We start from the raw sequence: 15,558 nt of genomic DNA on the forward strand, positions 1-15,558 counted from the left end.
GCCGACAGCCACGGCCGCCCCCGACGACGCCCCCGCCTCGGCGCTCTATTTCTCAGGGGTGATGCACAAGCGGCTGATGCCGTTCCGCCATCGCTTCGACTACAAGGTGGTGACGCTGCTGGCCGACCTTGACGAACTGCCGGCGCTGGCGCGGCGGCTCCGCTTCTTTTCGCTCGACCGGTTCAACGTCTTTTCGTTCCACCAGAAGGATCACGGGCCGCGCGACGGCACGCCCTTGCGCCCGTGGATCGACGCACGCCTGGCCGAAGCCGGCATCGATCTGGCGGGCGGACCGGTCCGGCTGATCGCCTACCCGCGGCTGTGGGGCTACGCCTTCAATCCGCTGACGGTGTGGTTCTGCTACCACCGCGACGGCCGGCTGATGGCGGTGGACTACGAGGTGTCGAACACCTTCGGCCAGTACCACCACTATCTGATCCCGGTACCGGCCGGGCACAGCGCCGGCCAGGCGTTGCACCAGTCCTGCCGCAAGGACTTCCACGTCTCGCCCTTCCTGCCGATCGAGGGCGGCTACGACTTCCGCGTCAGCGAGCCCGGCGCAAAGCAGGCGACCGTGATCCGTCAGCACGTCCAGGCTGGCGAAATCCTGGTTGCGAGCCAGGTTGGACACCGCGTGCCGCTGAACGACCGCAACCTGCTGCGCGCGGTCGCCGCGCATCCGCTGATGACCTTCAAGGTGATCGGGGCGATCCACTGGCAGGCGCTGAAGCTCTGGCGCCGCGGCGCCAGCTTCCACAAGTCGCCGCCAGCGCCAGCGAACCCGGTGACCATCGTCGATCCCACACGTGAGGCCGCCGAATGAGTACGAGCGAGCGCACCGGACTTCCGAGCGTTCCCTTCCCCGGGCGCGGGCGCGCCAGCTTGCGCGTCATCGAGACGCTGGCCCGCCGGCTGTCGGCCGGCCGGCTGGAGCTGACCTTCCCCGACGGCCGGGAGATCGTGACCCACGGCAGCCTGCCCGGACCGCACGCGCGCCTGACCATCCGGCATCCCCGGTTCGCCCGGAAAATGCTGTTCGGCGGCGCGCTCGGGTTCGCGGAGGCCTATCTCGACGGCGACTGCGAAACCGACGACCTGGTCTCGGTGATGGAACTCGCCGCGCGCAACGACGCCGCCCTGGGCGCCACGCTGCGCGGTCAGACGACCAGCCGCGCGCTGTCGCGTTTCGCCCACCTGATGCGGCCGAACACACGGCGCGGGGCGCGCAGGAACATCGCCGCGCACTACGACCTGGGCAACGCGTTCTACGGCCTCTGGCTCGACCGCACGATGACCTACTCCTCCGCGGTGTTCCCGCGGCCGGAGGCCGATCTGGCGAGCGCGCAGACCGAGAAGTACCGTCGGATGGCCGAGATGGCCGACCTCCGGCCCGAGCACCACGTGCTCGAGATCGGCTGCGGCTGGGGCGGCTTCGCCGAATACGCGGCGCGCGAGATCGGCTGCCGGGTGACCGCGATCACGATCTCTCAGGCGCAGCGGGACTACACCGCCAAGCGCCTCGCCGAGGCGGGCCTCGACGACCGGGCGCAGGTCCGCCTGGTCGACTACCGCGATCTGGAAGGGCAGTACGACCGGATCGTGTCGATCGAGATGATCGAGGCGGTCGGCGAGAGCTGGTGGCCGACCTATTTCGCCCGGCTGCGCGACCTGCTGACCGCCGGCGGCCGCGCGGCGCTGCAGGCGATCACGATCGACGATAGCCAGTGGGACAGCTACCGCCGCAGCGCCGACTTCATCCAGCGCTACATCTTCCCCGGCGGCATGCTGCCGGCGCCCGCGGTGATCAAGGAAAAGGTCGAGCAGGCCGGCCTCGCCCCGGCCGGGGAGGAGTGCTACGGCCTGCATTACGCCGAGACGCTGAAGCGCTGGCGCCACACCTTCGAGGAATCCTGGCCGCGGATCTCGGCCCTCGGCTTCGACGACCGCTTCCGGCGGATGTGGCGCTACTACCTCGCCTACTGCGAGGCGGGTTTCCGGACCGGGCGGATCGACCTGCGCCAATTGGCGCTGGTGAAGGCATAGGCCGCGCCCGGCTGCCGAAATCCGCCGCCTGTCCCACCCGTATCAAGCACACGGGCACCGCCACCGCGCGCCCTCCCCGCCACGGCCCGCCGTCGCGGACCCCAGGGCGGCGCCGGGCAACAAGGAACTGTCATGAAACCGGAAGACTTCGCAGGCCGCGGGCCGGCGTTCGCGCTGGAGGACTTCTTCGCCGGCGAGGGCAAGGCCTGGGGCCTGTTCCAGGACCGCTTCGGCAACGTGCGCAAGCAGTTCGTCGCCGACACCCGCGGCACCTGGGACCCGGCCCAGAACAAGCTGGCGCTGACCGAGTCGTTCACCTACGACGACGGCAGCCAGGAAGAGCGCACCTGGCAGATCACCAAACTGGACGATACCCACTACCGCGCCGAGACCGACGATCTGGTCGGCGCGGCGGAGATCGAAGCGTCAGGCAACGCGGTCAACCTGCGCTACCGGATGATGATCCCGATCAACGGCAAGCCGGTCGCGCTTGACTTCGACGACTGGATGTTCCGCCAGGGCGACGACATGGTGATCGACCGCGCGATCGTGACCAAATGGGGCTTCCAGATCGGCACCCTGATCATCAGCTTCCAGCGCACCGCTGCGAAGGGCGGCGGGCAGAAAGCGGCCGAGTAGGCGGCGCGTATGCAAGCCCGACCATTTATCCCCTCTCCTCCCGTGGGAGGGGAGGGTTAGGGAGAGGAGGATTGAACGGCATCGACAGCGCGGCACCCTCCTCCCCTAGCCCCTCCTCCCACTTGGAGGAGGGGAATCATGTTTGCGCCTACCTTGCCTCGGGGATCGCCAGCTTGCGTCGCACCTTGCGCAGGAGGAAGCCGATCCCGGGCAGCTTTTCGTACAGCTGCCGGCCGCTGTCCCAGTGGTCCAGGTGGGCGGTGACCAGCGCCTTGTGGTCGAAGTGCACTTCGGTCATGCCCTCGATCTGCAAGGGCCCGCGCACCGGCAGGCGGCAATGGAAGGTCCAGCGCAGGTAGGCGATCTCGTTGTGCTGCTGGCTGAACACATGATCGTGGATGTCGAACCGGGGGTCGCCGACATCCTCGAACATCTTGTCCATGCACTTTTCGAACAGCTCGATCCCGCGGACGTCGTTGAACGGGTCGCGGAAGTGGACGTCCGGGCTGCACAGCTCGCGCAGTTCCTTGATCCGGTCCCGGCTGAGGTTGCCGCACAGATCGACGTAGCGGCTGAGCGCGAGCCGCAGATCCGCGCCGCCGGCGGTGTGATAGCCCTCGTTCGCGCGGTCGGTCATCGGGCGGTCTCCTTGGCAGCCGGCTCCCGCTTGGGAACCATCCGGGTGGTGAGCTTGAACAGCAGCCCGTAGGGCAGGATCCGCAGCAGCTTCATGATCATGGCGAAGCGCCAGGGGAAGACGATCTCGAACTTGTCCCGGTCCAGCTGCCGGCGGAACGACGCCACGGCGTCCTCCAGCTCCATCAGCATGGGCATGTTGAACGCGTTCTTGTCGGTCAGCGGCGTGCGCACGAACCCGGGGTTCACCAGCTGCAGCGTGACGCCGGTGCCGGACAGTTCCGGGCGCAGCGACTCGCACATGTTGATCACGCCCGCCTTGCTGGCGCCGTAGCCGGCCGCCGTGGGCAGGCCGCGATAGCCCGCGACCGAGGCGACCACGGCGATCCGCCCGGCCCCGCGCGCGATCATCCGCGGCAGCAGCACCTCCAGCGGATAGGCCTGGCCCATCACGTTCAGGGTCAGCAGCTTCTGCACCGCGCCGGCGTCGAAATCCCAGGCGCTGATCGGCTGGTGGGTGCCGGCGTTGAGCACGGTGAGCGCGATCGGCCCGTGCTCGCGCTCGATCCGGTCGACGGCCGCCCGCACCCCCGCGACGTCGGTCACGTCGAGCGGCACCGGAATGACCGCGCCCGCCATCTCGCGCGCCTCCTCCGCCATTTTGTCCAGCTCGCCCTGCCGGCGGGCGGAAGCGCAGACTTGCCAGCCTTCGGAGGCCAGCTGCATGGCGAGCCCGCGGCCGATGCCGCTGGACGCGCCGGTGATCCAGGCGACCCCCTGGGACGGGTGCGGGGCTACCATTCGCCCTCCTCGGCGTAGTCGAGTGAATTCAGGAACGCTTGCGCCTGCTGGCGCAGGCCGTCGAGCTTTTCCGGCTTCATCTTGTTCAGCGTGGCGTACGGCATGGTCATCCGCGCATTGCCCTCGAGCTTGTCGCGGTTGCGGGCGATGAAGTCCCAGTAAAGCGCGTTGAACGGGCAGGCATCGGGTCCGGTCTGCTGCTTCACGTCGTACCGGCAGTGCCGGCAGTAATCCGACATCCGATCGATGTACTTGCCGCTGGCGGCATACGGCTTGCTGCCCAGCACCCCGCCGTCGGCGTAGAGCGCCATGCCGGTGACGTTGGGCAGTTCGACCCATTCGTAGGCGTCGGCGTACACCACCAGATACCAATAGTTAACCGACCGCGGGTCCAGCCCCGCGATCAGCGCGAACACGCCGGTGACCATCAGCCGCTGGATGTGGTGGGCGTAGGCTTCCTCGTGGGTCTGCCGCACGACTTCGGAGATGCAGCGCATGTCCGTCTCGCCGGTCCAGAAGAAGCGCGGCAGCGGGCGTTTGGCGTTCAGCCGGTTCTCTTCGGCGTACTCGGGCATCTTCAGCCAGTAGATGCCGCGAATGAACTCCCGCCAGCCCAGGATCTGCCGGATGAACCCCTCGGCCGCGTTCAACGGCGCGTGGCCGTCGCGGTACGCCTTTTCCGCCCGCGCGCAGACCGCGTGGGGGTCGAGCAGCCCGCAGTTCAGATAGGCGCCGATCTGGGCGTGGAACAGCATCGGCTGGCCGACCTTCATGGCGTCCTGATAGTCGCCGAAACTGGGCAGCTTGTCGGCCACGAACGCCTCGAACGCCTGCTCCGCCTGCTGCGCCGTCACGGCGTAGTCGAAGCCGTCGATCGCGCCGAAGTGGTGGCCGAAGCGCGCGCGCACCAGCTCGACGACCTCGCGGGTGATCGCGTCCTGCTGGAAGCGCATCCGGTCCGGCTGGCCGATGGCGTCCGGCGCGCGCTTGCGGTTGTCGTGGTCGTAGTTCCACTGCCCGCCGGTCGGCTGGCCGTCGGCCTCGATCAGCAAGCCGGTCGCCCGGCGCATCTTGCGGTAGAAGAACTCCATGCGCAGCGACTTGCGCCCGGCGGCCCAGCTTTCGAACCAGGGGATCGAACAGTAGAAGCGCTCGTCGGCGCGCAGCTCGACCGGCACGCCGCAGGCCGTCCGCCAGCGCTGCATCTCCTGGGCCAGGCGGTATTCCTGCGCCGACACGGCGACGACCCGGTCCGGCGCGAACCGCGCGACGGCACGCGCCACCTCGCCGGTCAGATCGCCTGCGTTGTCCGGATCGTCGAGCTTGGTGTAGGCGACGGCGATCCCCTCGCCTTCGAGGCTGTCGGCGAAGTGGCGCATGGCGGAGAAGATCAGGGCGATCTTCTTGGGGTGATGGCGGACGTAGGTCGCCTCCGCCGTCACCTCGGCCATCAGCACCGTGTCCGTGTCGGGGTCGAGGTCCTGCAGGCTCGCCAGCCCGCGGGACAGCTGGTCGCCCAGGACGACGCGCAGCGTGCCGGCCATGGCCTACCCCTTCACGTGCAGCGGCCCGCGGCCGCCGTCGACGCCCAGGATCTGCCCAGTGATCCAGCCGGCCTTGCCGGGGTCCAACAGGAACTGCGCGGCCGCCGCGATGTCGTCGGGATCGCCCAGGCGCTGCATCGGATGCGCCTTGGCGAGGCCGCTCGCCATCGTCGCGTTCTGGGTCAGGGGCTCTGCCATCCGGGTCCGGGTGACCGACGGCGCGATGCAGTTGACCCGAACCTTGGGCGCCCACTCGGCCGACAGCGCCCGCGTCAGGCCCTCGACGCCCGCCTTGGCGCTGGCGATCACGCTGTGGCTGGGAAAGCCGTGCTGCGCGGCGACGGTGGAGAACAGCACCGCCGCGCCGCCCGCCGCCTTGAGCGCGGCCTCCGCGCGCTGAAGGGCGATCGCGGCACCGACGACGTTGAGCCGGTATGTTTCCTCGAAGTCCTGGGCGCTGGCGCGCTTCAGCGTCTTCAACACGATCGAGCCAACGCAGTAGGCGACGCCGCCCAGCCGGCCGTTCGACGCGGCGGCATCGACGGCGGCCTGGACCTGCTCCGGGTCCAGCGCGTCGACCTGGCTGGTCGGGGCGTTCAGCTCGCGCCCCAGCGCGGCGAGCGCATCGCCGTCGCGGCCGGCGAGGTGCAGCGCGCGTCGCTCGCCCGCCAAGCGCCGGGCGAGCGCGCTGCCCACGCCGCCCGTCGCGCCGAAAATCAGAACTCGATCGGTCATACCCGCTTCTACGCGGCCAACGCCGCCGCGGATTGCCGCGCAAGCCCGGGTCCAGGCGGTTTCTTGCGGCTGGGAAGATCAGTCTGCGGTAGGGTGGGTTCGCGAAGCAACCCACCGCGGGTATTTCCGACTGGGACGGCCGTCTCGGTGGATTTCGGCGTGTCGCGGTAAATCCACCCTACGGCACCTAATCCCCTCGCCCTCGAGGGGAGAGGGAGGGGCCCGCGCCCGTCAGGGCGTGGGAGGATGAGGGTGGAACTCCCCGCCGTACGCCGAGGAGTCTCACCCTCACCTATCCTCTCCCCTCAAGGGAGAGGGATGCTCCGATACGGCCATCTTCAGGTCCAGGCGACGGCACGCGCCGCTACCCCTCCTTGGGTTGGCGGATGCCCTCGAATTCGATGATCAGGTGCACCTCGTCGCCGACGATGTCGTTCTCCACGGCATAGGTCATGCCGTAGTCGCTGCGCTCGATCGTGCCGCGGGCGGAGACGCCGATGGCGTAGTGGCCGTCGCCGAAGGGATACTTGCGTGCACCCTTGAAGGTGACATCCAGGGTCAGCGGGCGGGTCTTACCCAGCAAGGTCAGTTGCCCGTGGATCTTGCCGGTGTTCTCGCCGGTGACCTCCGCCTTGTCGGCGGTGAAGGTCATGGTCGGGAACTCCTGGACGTTCAGGAAGTCGGTGCCGCGCAGGTGGCTGTCGCGTGCCTCGTGGTTGGTGAACACGCTGTCGGTCTGCACCGTGATCTTGACGTCGGAGATCGTCTGGGCCGCCGCGTCGTAGGTGAACGAGCCGCTCGCCTCTCGGAACATCCCCACCGTGTCGGCGAGACCGAGGTGGTGGACCATGAACACGATGGCGAAGTGATCCGGGTCCATCTTGTACTGCCGCGGCTCCGCCTTGGCGGGCTGCAAGGCGGCAAGGCCGGCGACGGCGGCGACCGCCAGGACGGCGGCGAAACGGCGGAAGAGCATCTGTTGCGGTCCTTTTCGACGTGAAGCTTCCCCGATGTCAGCGGGGATGTCGGCGGGGGCGTCGGCGGATGCCGTTCCAGGCTGGCGTTCTGTGGCCGATGGCCGCACCCGCTTTCCCGATGCTACATAGCTCGGTCGGCGGGCGTCGATTGACAAGGTCGTGACCCGGCTTACCTTCGCGCGGGCTCACGGCTGACCGCCGCTCACCTGCCCGCCACCGCTTCGGAGCGACCGCCCGCCCATGACGCAGGCGCAGGCCTTCTGGACCACCGACCGCATGACCGGCGAACTGCGCCCCGAACCGCTGCCGGAGCCCGGCGCGGGCGAGGTCCGGGTGCGCGCGCTCTACAGCGGCGTCAGCCGGGGCAGCGAGGCACTGGTGTTCGCCGGCCAGGTGCCCGAGAGCGAGCGGACGCGGATGCGCTGTCCGTTCCAGGCCGGCGACTTCCCGTTCCCAGTCAAGTACGGCTACGCCAGCGTCGGGCTGGTCGAGGCCGGGCCGGCGGAGCTGCGGGACCAAGTCGTGTTCTGCCTGTACCCGCACCAGGACCGCTACGTCGTGCCGGCGGATGCGGTGATCCCGCTGCCCCACGATCTAAGCGCCAAGCGCGCGGTCCTGGGCGCCAACGCGGAGGCCGCGCTGAACGCGCTGTGGGACGCAGCCCCGCGGATCGGCGACCGGATCGCGGTGGTCGGCGGCGGCGTGGTCGGCTTCCTGTTCGCGGCCCTGGCGGCGCGCATGCCCGGCACGCACGTGCAGCTGGTCGACGTCGACCCCAAGAAGGAGACCACGGCGCGGGTGCTGGAGGTGCCGTTCGCGACCCCCGAGACGGTCGAGGGCAACTGCGACATCGTGGTGCACGCGAGCGGCCAGGGCGCCGGACTCGGCACCGCGATCGGTCTCGCCGGGTTCGAGGCGACGGTGCTGGAGCTGTCGTGGTACGGCAGCGCCGACGTGCCCGCACCGCTCGGGGGAGCGTTCCATTCCCAGCGGCTGACGCTGCAGTCGTCCCAGGTGGGCGCGGTGTCGCCCAGCCGCCGCGCGCGTTGGACACACCGGCAGCGCCTGGCCAAGGCGCTTGAATTGCTGCGCGATCCCATGTTCGGCCATCTGGTCAGCGGGGAAAGCCGGTTCGACGACCTGCCGCGAACCATGCAAACCTTGGCGGGCGATCCGCCGGCCGGCACGCTGTGCCACCGGATCGCCTACCCCGAATGACGGCGCGCTGCCGCCGCGCCGCCAGCCCCGAAACGCCGAGAGACGGGACGAACCACGCGATGTTTTCCGTAACCGTGCGCGACCGCTTCATGATCGCCCACTCCTTCAAGGGCGAGACCTTCGGGCCGGCGCAGAACCTGCACGGCGCCACCTACGTGGTCGACTGCGAGTTCCGCCGCCCGAGCCTGGACCGCGACGGGCTGGCCGTGGACATTGCCGCGGCGAGCGACCTGTTGAACGAGGTCGTCGGCGGGCTGCACATGCGCAACCTGGACGACGAGCCCGCGTTCGAGGGCCAGAACACCACGACCGAATTCATGGCCAGGACGATCTACGACCGCCTCGCCGCCCGGATCGACAGCGGCGCGCTCGGCCCCGAGCAGGGCGGCCTGGTCGCCCTTAAGGTGACGCTTGGCGAATCCGACGTCGCCTGGGCCAGCTACGAAGGCCCGCTGCCGGCCGATCTCGGCTGAGCGCGCGTTAAGAGGCAGCCAAAGATGGCCGATCTCCACGTCGTCGTCCCCGGCGATCCCGACAGCAACACCGGCGGTTTCATTTACGACCGCCGGATGGTCGACGAGCTGCGCAAGCTCGGCCTGACGGTCGAGGTGCACGCCCTGCCGGACGGCTGGCCGTATCCGGGCTACCAGGCGGTCGACGCCGCCGACCGGACGCTGGGCCGGCTGCCCGACGGCGCCCGGACGATCGTCGACGGGCTGGCGCTGGGCGTGCTGCCGCGCCTGGCCGAGCGCGAGGGCAAGCGGCTCAAGCTGATCGCCCTGGTGCACCATCCACTCGCCGAGGAAACCGGCCTCGACGCGGGCGAGCGCGCCCGGCTGTTCGAGAGCGAGCGCGACGCGCTGTCGCACGTCCAGCACGTGATCGCGACCAGCGCGTTCACCGCCCAGGGACTGGTCGACTACGACGTCACCCAGGAGCGGATGAGCGTGGTTCCGCCCGGCGTCGAGAGCCACGAGCTGGCGGAAGGCAGCGGCCGGGCCGCGCCGGCGCTGCTGTGCGTCGGCTCGCTGACGCCGCGCAAGGGCCACGACGTGCTGCTGAACGCGCTGTCGCTGCTGACCTCCCGGCCCTGGACGCTCGACATCGTCGGCAGCGAGACGATGGATACGCGCCACGCCCAGCAGATCCGCCGGCTGGTCAGCGAGCTCGGCCTGACCTCGCGCGTGGTGTTGCGCGGCGAGCTGTCCGGCCGGGCGCTGGATGCCGCCTACCACACCTGCGATCTGTTCGTGCTCGCTTCCCACTACGAAGGCTACGGCATGGTGCTGACCGAAGCGGTCGCACGCGGCCTGCCGGTGGTCGCGACCGCCGGCGGCGCGGTGCCGGACACGCTGCCGGAAGGCGCCGGCCTGCTCGCCTCGCCGGGCGACGTCGAGGCGCTGGCCGCCGCGCTCGACCGCGTGCTGGGCGCGCCGGAGCTGTTCGCCCAGCTGGCCGAGGGCGCCCGGGCGGCGCGGGCCCGCCTGCCCAGCTGGAGCGACAGCGCCCGCCAGCTGGCGAGCGATCTGGAACAGGTCGGCCCCTGATGCCGGGGGCACCGCATGGGTGACGCCTTCGAGGCCGGCTGGCTGGAGCTGCGCGAGCCGGTCGATTCCGAATCCCGCGCCCGCCCGCTGGAACGGCTGCTCTACGAACGGCTGCGCGATCGCACCCGGCTGGCGGTCGCCGACCTGGGCGCCGGCACCGGCAGCAACCTGCGCCATCTGGCGCCGCGGTTGGCCGATGCCCGCGGCGGCGTCCAGCACTGGACCCTGCTGGACGCCGACCCGGTCCTGTTGGCGGACGTGCCCGGGCGGATCCGCACCTGGGCCCGGGCGCGCGGCTACGCCGTCGTGCCCAAGGACGCCGGGCTGGAAGTGACCGGCCGGGCGGAGGCGCCGTTCACCCTCGACATCGCCTCCCAGCAGAGCGACCTGAGCGCCGACCCGCTGCCGGTCGGCCGGGTCGATCTCGTGACCGGCTCGGCGCTGCTCGATCTGGTGTCGCGGGAATGGCTGCAGGCGTTCGCCGCGCGCCTGCGCGACAGCGGGGCCGCCTGCCTGATCGCGCTCAGCTACGACGGGCAGATCGCCTGGCAGCCGCAAATTGCCGGCGACGACGAAGTGATGCGCCTGGTCAACCGCCACCAGCGCGGGGAGAAGACGTTCGGCCAGGCGCTGGGCCCGGACGGCGGCGCGGTCGCGGCGGCGGAACTGGAATCCGCCGGCTTTACGGTCGAGACCGCGCAGGCGCCCTGGCGCCTCGGCCCCGGCGACCAGGCGCTGCAGCAGCACCTGCACGCTGGCTGGGCCGCGGCGGCGAGCGAGGCCGCCCCGCACCGCGCCGAGGCGATCCGCGCCTGGCTGGAACGCCGCATGGACCTGCTGGAAAGCGGCCAGGGACAGGTCACCGTCGGCCACCTGGACGTCCTCGCCCTGCCGCCGGACTGATAGAAATTTGCCCCTCCGCCCGTGCGGCGAAGGGGCAGAGCACGGGCGCCTGTGAACGCGGTTACGCCGCTGCCTGGTTCCGCGCCGGCGGGGCCATGAACTCCGGACCGACCGGGTCGGTGACGGTTTCGCTCACGATCCGGTCGATCTCGGCCAGGTCGTCCTGGGTCAACTGGATGCCGTCGATCTCCGCGAGCGCGTCCAGCTGGTCCGGCCGGCGGGCGCCCCAGAGCGCCACGCCCACGCCGGGCTGCGCCAGCACCCAGGCAAGCGCCAGGTGGATCGCCCGCTTGCCGAAGCGCTCCTGGGCGAAGCCATCGAGCCTGTCGACCGCCGCGACGTACTGCTGGAAGCGCGCGCCCTGGAACTTTGGATCCATGTTGCGCAGGTCGTCGCCCTGGAACGTCTGGTCGGGCGTCATCTTCCCGGTCAGCAGGCCCCGGCACAGCGCGCCGTAGGTCAGGCTGGTCAGGCGGTGCTCGCGGACGTAAGCCAGCACGTCGTCCTCGACGCCGCGCTCGAACAGGTTATACGGCGGCTGCACGACGCTGAGCGGCGCCTCCTTGCGGAAGCGGTCCATCTGCTCCGGCGAAAAGTTGGATACGCCGATCGCCCGAATCTTGCCGGCCTGCAGAGCGTCCTTGAGCGCCCCGGCGGTCTCCTCGACCGGCACGTTCGGGTCCGGCCAGTGAACCTGCTCGATATCGATCACGTCGGTGCGCAGACGCTGCAGGCTGTCGTCGACCTCCTGGCGGATGCGCTCCGGCCGGGCGTCGCGGTAGGGCTGGCTGCCCGACCAGTTGAGCCCGCACTTGGTCGCCAGCACGACCCGGTCGCGCCGGCCGTTCTCCAATAGCGCCTCGCCGACGAACCGCTCGCTCGTGCCCATGCCGTAGACCGGCGCGGTGTCGATCAGGCTGATTCCGCGGTCGACGGCCTTCTGAACGGTGCGGACCGACTGTTCCTCGTCAGTGCCGCCCCACATCCAGCCGCCGATCGCCCAGGTGCCGAGCCCGATCCGGGTGGCTTGCATGTCGGTTCCCGGGATGCGCGTGGTGTCGACCATGATCGCGGCGCCCCCTTTCGGTTTTTTCGCGGTGGCGTCTGCGGTGCCTCCCGCACATGTGCGCTGCCGAAAAAACGTTCGCAACCGCGAAAAACAGCCGCAGGGCCGACAATGACGGGAGCTACAGGCTTGAAGGCCGAAACGGCCTTCATCGTGAATTTTGTTCTAACTGCTGGAAGAGAGAGCAAGAGTCAGCTGAAAGGTGGCTTCACCTTTCAGCTGACTCTTGCTCTAGCCGCGCAGGTCGCAGTCGAACAGCGTGTCGGGCGGCATCGCGAAGCTGCGCATGGACGGGCGGCGGGCGTCCGACAGGCGGGCGATCTCCGGCAGGCTGACGGCGGCCCGGCCGGAGCCGATGATGAGGGGGGCGATGCAGACGTGCAGCCGGTCCAAGAGACCGGCCGCGAGGAACCGGGACACCGTCACGCCGCCGCCCTCGACCAGAACGTGGCGCAGGCCGCGGGCGTGCAGGTCGGCCAGCAGCGCTTCGGGATCGTAGCCGTCCGCGCCGACCTCCAGCGCGGCCACCTCCGCCAGGCCCAGCGCGCGATCGGCGTTGGCGCCGCGGTAGGCCAGGGTCGGCGCCTGGCCGTCCTGGAACAGGCGGTGGTCCGGGGTCAGCTGGCCGCGGCTGTCGATCACCACCCGCACCGGATGGTCGCCCACGCAAGCGCGCACGGTCAGCTGGGGATCGTCGTGCAGCACCGTGCCCGTGCCCACGACCACCGCGTCGACCAGCGCGCGCAGGCGGTGCAGATGGGTCCGGTTCGCCTCGCCGGTGACGTAATAGCTGTCGCCGCCGGCCGTGGCGATCCGGCCGTCCAGGCTTTGGCCCAGCTGGCCGAGCGTGAGCGGTCCGTCCGCCATCCGGTCGATCAGCGGCTGGTGCAGCGCGACCAGCTCCTGCGCGGCGGTGGTCCGGCCGGGCGCGATCGCCTGGTGCGGCCGGCCGGCGCGGGCGTTGGCGGCGGCGTCGAGCAGCGCCGGCCAGGCGCGCTCCGCCGACCGGCTGGCGCCGCTGCTCATGGCCACTGCGGACCGCCGGCGTCGATTGGCCCGGCGCGCAGGTTGGCCAGCGGAAAGCGCGCCACCTCGCCGACCAGCTCCGACAGACACCGGCCGACGTGCCGGATCACCTGCTTACCCTTGGCGGCCTGGGCCTGGGTGGCGTCGCCGACCACGCCGGCCGGGTTCATGTCCTGGGCGGTCCAGCCGAAGGCGATCGGGCCTTCCGGGCCCAGATGCCGGTAGTCGGCGGCCATCTGCAGCGACAGCGGCTCGAAGTTGTCCAGCGCCTCGGTGCGCACGAGGTCCGGGCGCAGGTGCAGCATCATCGACGTCTCGACCGCGCCGCCGTGGATGCCGTGGTCCAGCTCCTCGTCGTCGAACAGGTCGTGGGGCACGCCGAAGGCGAAATAGTTCGCCTTGACCGCCAGCATGCCGTGCGCGCGGCGCAGGTCGAGCGCGACGATGTCGGCGATCTGCGGCTGGCCGCCGTGGGTGTTCAGGAAGATCAGCTTGCGCACCCCGGCCGCCGCGACGCTGTCGCCCAGCTCCCGCCAGACCCGGATCAGCGTCTCGGACGACAGCGCCAGCGTGCCCGGATAGGCGGCATGCTCGCAGCTGTCGCCGATCGGCAGCGCCGGCAGCACCAGGAGCGACGCCGCGTCGTCCAGCTGCTGCAGCGTCTCCGCGACGATGCCTTCGGCGATGCAGGCGTCGGTGTAGAGCGGCAGGTGCGGGCCGTGCTGCTCGATCGCGCTGACCGGCAGCAGGGCCACCGTGCGCTCGGGATCGAGCTCGGCCAGCTCCTCGGTCGTCAGTTCGTGCCAGTAGCCGGATGGCAGGGTCATTGTGCGTCCTTCGGCACCTTGAGGCCGATCCGCGTGCCGGCGCGGATCAGCTCGGGATCGACCGCGGGCGGCCGCATCTCCAGGCCGTTCGACAGCCCCTGAAAGATCAGCTGAAGCGCCCGTACCCGGGCGTACTTCTTATCGTCCGCGGGCAGCACGTGCCAGGGCGCGTCCGCCAGGCGAACGTCCGGTCCCACGACGGCCTCGGCCGCCGGGGTGGCGCCGAGCGGCGGGCCGGCCGCACTCAACGCCCGGCGCTTTCGGCACAGTCGATGCAGGTCGGGGTCGCCGGATCGACCTCCAGGCGCTTGCGCCCGATCTCCTCGCCGCAGGTCACGCAGGCGCCGTACTCGCCGTCTTCAAGGCGCTTGAAGGCGGCGCGGATTCGCTTGAGTTCCAGCTGGCGCCGACGCTCGGCGGCCTTGGACATCTCCTGCCCCTGGATTGCGTCAATTCGGCTCAGCCGGCCCTGGGTGGTCTGGTCCAGCTCGACCGTCTTGCGCGCCTCGGCCCCGCTTTCCGACACCTTTTCCAGCTCCGCCTGACGCCGTTCCAGCAGTCGGCGGAAGTGCGCCTCGTCGATCTCGGGTTCGTCCATGGGCTCGCGGGTCCGGTTACCGGTGTGCTACTGGCACAACTCTAGCCTACCAGCCGGCCGGCGCGACAAGGCCGCGCGTCGGGCCGATGTCCATGAAGAGGGAAAAACCACAGATGTTCGACATGACGGGCAAGGCCGCGCTGGTGACCGGCGGGGCGAGCGGCATCGGCTGGGCCTGCGCGCAGGCGCTGGCCGCCGCGGGCGCCAAGGTCGCGATCGTCGACCGCGACAGCGATCAGGGCAATCAGGCCGCCGACGCGCTGGCCGACGCCGGGGCGACGGCGACCTTCGTCGACGCCGAACTGGCCGACCCCGATCAGGCCGAGGCGGCCGTGGCGGCCGTCGAACAGGCGTTCGGCCGGTTGGACGCGGCCGTCAACGCCGCCGGCATCCTGGGCCCGACCGGCCCGCTGCACGCGCTGGACCGCGACGCCTACAAGGCCGCGATGGCGAACAACCTGGACAGCGTCGTCTGGTGCATGCAGCACGAAATCGCGGCGATGCTGCGCACGGTGCAGGCGGGCGGCGAGGCCGGCGACGGCGCTGGCGGCTCGATCGTCAACATCTCCTCGGCCGCCGGAGTTGTGGGGTTCCCGTCGTGCCCGACCTACACGGCGGGCAAGCATGCGATCATCGGCCTGACCCGCACGGCGGCGGTCGACTACGCCACCCAGGGCGTGCGGGTGAACGCGATCGCACCCGGCGGTGTCGACACCCCGCTGATCCGCAGCACCACCTGCGCCACAGCCGAGGGCAGAGCGACGATCGAAGGGCTGCACCCGATGCAGCGGCTGGCCCAGCCGTCCGAGATGGCCGGCGCCGCCCTCTACCTCTGCTCCAAGGCCGCCAGCTTCGTCACCGGCGCCGTGATCCCGGTCGACGGCGGCTGGACGGCGCAGTAGCGGGGTTAAGAGGAAGAGCGAAAAGAGCGACGAGCTTCGAAATTTATCCCCTCTCCTCCCGTGGGAGGAGATGGGATATAGACGGTCCGCCGCTAA

The 15,558-nt window shown here is 70.3% G+C and carries 18 protein-coding genes; 8 read left to right on the plus strand and 10 right to left on the minus strand.

Annotated features, from left to right (window positions below):
* From CKO28_RS22045 to CKO28_RS22055, 3 genes are all read left to right on the plus strand, one after another.
* The coding region (locus tag CKO28_RS22045; protein WP_242480733.1) for a DUF1365 domain-containing protein at positions 1–823 on the plus strand (823 nt) is incomplete at its 5' end.
* A complete protein-coding gene (locus CKO28_RS22050) occupies positions 820–2,043 on the plus strand; it encodes an SAM-dependent methyltransferase (RefSeq protein ID WP_200343053.1) in 1,224 nt (407 codons plus the stop codon). The genes CKO28_RS22045 and CKO28_RS22050, both read left to right, overlap by 4 nt.
* 132 nt (positions 2,044–2,175) lie before the next feature.
* Complete coding sequence (locus CKO28_RS22055; RefSeq protein ID WP_200343054.1) at positions 2,176–2,682, plus strand: DUF3833 family protein; 507 nt, start codon at positions 2,176–2,178, stop codon at positions 2,680–2,682.
* Between the two features lie 148 nt (positions 2,683–2,830).
* Here the strand turns inward: CKO28_RS22055 and CKO28_RS22060 are convergent, their stop codons facing one another.
* The 5 genes from CKO28_RS22060 to CKO28_RS22080 form a co-directional block, all read right to left on the minus strand.
* On the minus strand, positions 2,831–3,319 hold the full coding sequence (locus CKO28_RS22060; protein WP_200343055.1) for a nuclear transport factor 2 family protein: 489 nt from the start codon (positions 3,317–3,319) through the stop codon (positions 2,831–2,833).
* Positions 3,316–4,119 carry an SDR family NAD(P)-dependent oxidoreductase gene (locus CKO28_RS22065; protein ID WP_200343056.1) on the minus strand — a complete coding sequence of 268 codons (804 nt, stop codon included), beginning with the start codon at positions 4,117–4,119 and terminating at the stop codon, positions 3,316–3,318. Before CKO28_RS22065 ends, CKO28_RS22060 begins: the two co-directional genes overlap by 4 nt.
* Positions 4,113–5,663 (minus strand): cryptochrome/photolyase family protein, encoded by a 1,551-nt coding sequence (locus CKO28_RS22070; RefSeq protein WP_200343057.1) that lies wholly within the window; start codon positions 5,661–5,663, stop codon positions 4,113–4,115. The genes CKO28_RS22065 and CKO28_RS22070 overlap by 7 nt, the downstream gene beginning before the upstream one ends.
* Positions 5,664–5,666: 3 nt before the next feature.
* On the minus strand, positions 5,667–6,398 hold the full coding sequence (locus tag CKO28_RS22075; RefSeq protein ID WP_200343058.1) for an SDR family NAD(P)-dependent oxidoreductase: 732 nt from the start codon (positions 6,396–6,398) through the stop codon (positions 5,667–5,669).
* 364 nt (positions 6,399–6,762) lie between these two features.
* Positions 6,763–7,374 carry a YceI family protein gene (locus tag CKO28_RS22080; protein WP_200343059.1) on the minus strand — a complete coding sequence of 204 codons (612 nt, stop codon included), beginning with the start codon at positions 7,372–7,374 and terminating at the stop codon, positions 6,763–6,765.
* 241 nt (positions 7,375–7,615) lie between these two features.
* Here CKO28_RS22080 and CKO28_RS22085 point away from each other — a divergent pair, with 241 nt between their 5' ends.
* The 4 genes from CKO28_RS22085 to CKO28_RS22100 are packed head-to-tail and all read left to right on the plus strand — an operon-like array spanning position 7,616 to position 11,043.
* Positions 7,616–8,593, plus strand: coding sequence for a zinc-dependent alcohol dehydrogenase (locus CKO28_RS22085; RefSeq protein WP_200343060.1), 978 nt, complete (start codon positions 7,616–7,618; stop codon positions 8,591–8,593).
* A gap of 59 nt (positions 8,594–8,652) precedes the next feature.
* Positions 8,653–9,066: a 6-pyruvoyl trahydropterin synthase family protein gene (locus tag CKO28_RS22090; protein WP_200343061.1), complete on the plus strand. Its 414-nt coding sequence runs from the start codon at positions 8,653–8,655 to the stop codon at positions 9,064–9,066.
* A gap of 24 nt (positions 9,067–9,090) precedes the next feature.
* On the plus strand, positions 9,091–10,140 hold the full coding sequence (locus tag CKO28_RS22095) for a glycosyltransferase family 4 protein (RefSeq protein ID WP_200343062.1): 1,050 nt from the start codon (positions 9,091–9,093) through the stop codon (positions 10,138–10,140).
* Positions 10,141–10,155: 15 nt separating this feature from the next.
* Entirely contained in the window at positions 10,156–11,043 is an 888-nt protein-coding gene (locus CKO28_RS22100) for a class I SAM-dependent methyltransferase (RefSeq protein WP_200343063.1), read from the plus strand.
* Between the two features lie 61 nt (positions 11,044–11,104).
* On the opposite strand, the gene CKO28_RS22105 is transcribed toward CKO28_RS22100, so the two are convergent.
* The 5 genes from CKO28_RS22105 to CKO28_RS22125 all read right to left on the minus strand — a co-directional run bounded on the left by CKO28_RS22105 (position 11,105) and on the right by CKO28_RS22125 (position 14,560).
* On the minus strand, positions 11,105–12,109 hold the full coding sequence (locus CKO28_RS22105; RefSeq protein WP_200343064.1) for an aldo/keto reductase: 1,005 nt from the start codon (positions 12,107–12,109) through the stop codon (positions 11,105–11,107).
* Positions 12,110–12,340: 231 nt separating this feature from the next.
* Entirely contained in the window at positions 12,341–13,135 is a 795-nt protein-coding gene (locus CKO28_RS22110) for a RibD family protein (RefSeq protein ID WP_200343065.1), read from the minus strand.
* Positions 13,132–13,962, minus strand: coding sequence for a creatininase family protein (locus CKO28_RS22115; protein WP_200343066.1), 831 nt, complete (start codon positions 13,960–13,962; stop codon positions 13,132–13,134). Before CKO28_RS22115 ends, CKO28_RS22110 begins: the two co-directional genes overlap by 4 nt.
* The gene (locus CKO28_RS22120) at positions 13,959–14,210 is read right to left on the minus strand and encodes a hypothetical protein (RefSeq protein WP_200343067.1); all 252 of its coding nucleotides are present in this window, start codon (positions 14,208–14,210) and stop codon (positions 13,959–13,961) included. Before CKO28_RS22120 ends, CKO28_RS22115 begins: the two co-directional genes overlap by 4 nt.
* The gene (locus tag CKO28_RS22125; protein ID WP_200343068.1) at positions 14,207–14,560 is read right to left on the minus strand and encodes a TraR/DksA family transcriptional regulator; all 354 of its coding nucleotides are present in this window, start codon (positions 14,558–14,560) and stop codon (positions 14,207–14,209) included. The genes CKO28_RS22120 and CKO28_RS22125 overlap by 4 nt, the downstream gene beginning before the upstream one ends.
* Before the next feature lie 113 nt (positions 14,561–14,673).
* On the opposite strand from CKO28_RS22125, the gene CKO28_RS22130 reads away from it, so the two are divergent.
* Positions 14,674–15,462, plus strand: a complete 789-nt coding sequence (locus tag CKO28_RS22130; RefSeq protein ID WP_200343069.1) for an SDR family NAD(P)-dependent oxidoreductase — start codon at positions 14,674–14,676, stop codon at positions 15,460–15,462.
* Positions 15,463–15,558 lie beyond the last annotated feature (96 nt).

The sequence above is a fragment of the Rhodovibrio sodomensis genome (genome assembly GCF_016583645.1).
Lineage (GTDB): Bacteria > Pseudomonadota > Alphaproteobacteria > Kiloniellales > Rhodovibrionaceae > Rhodovibrio > Rhodovibrio sodomensis.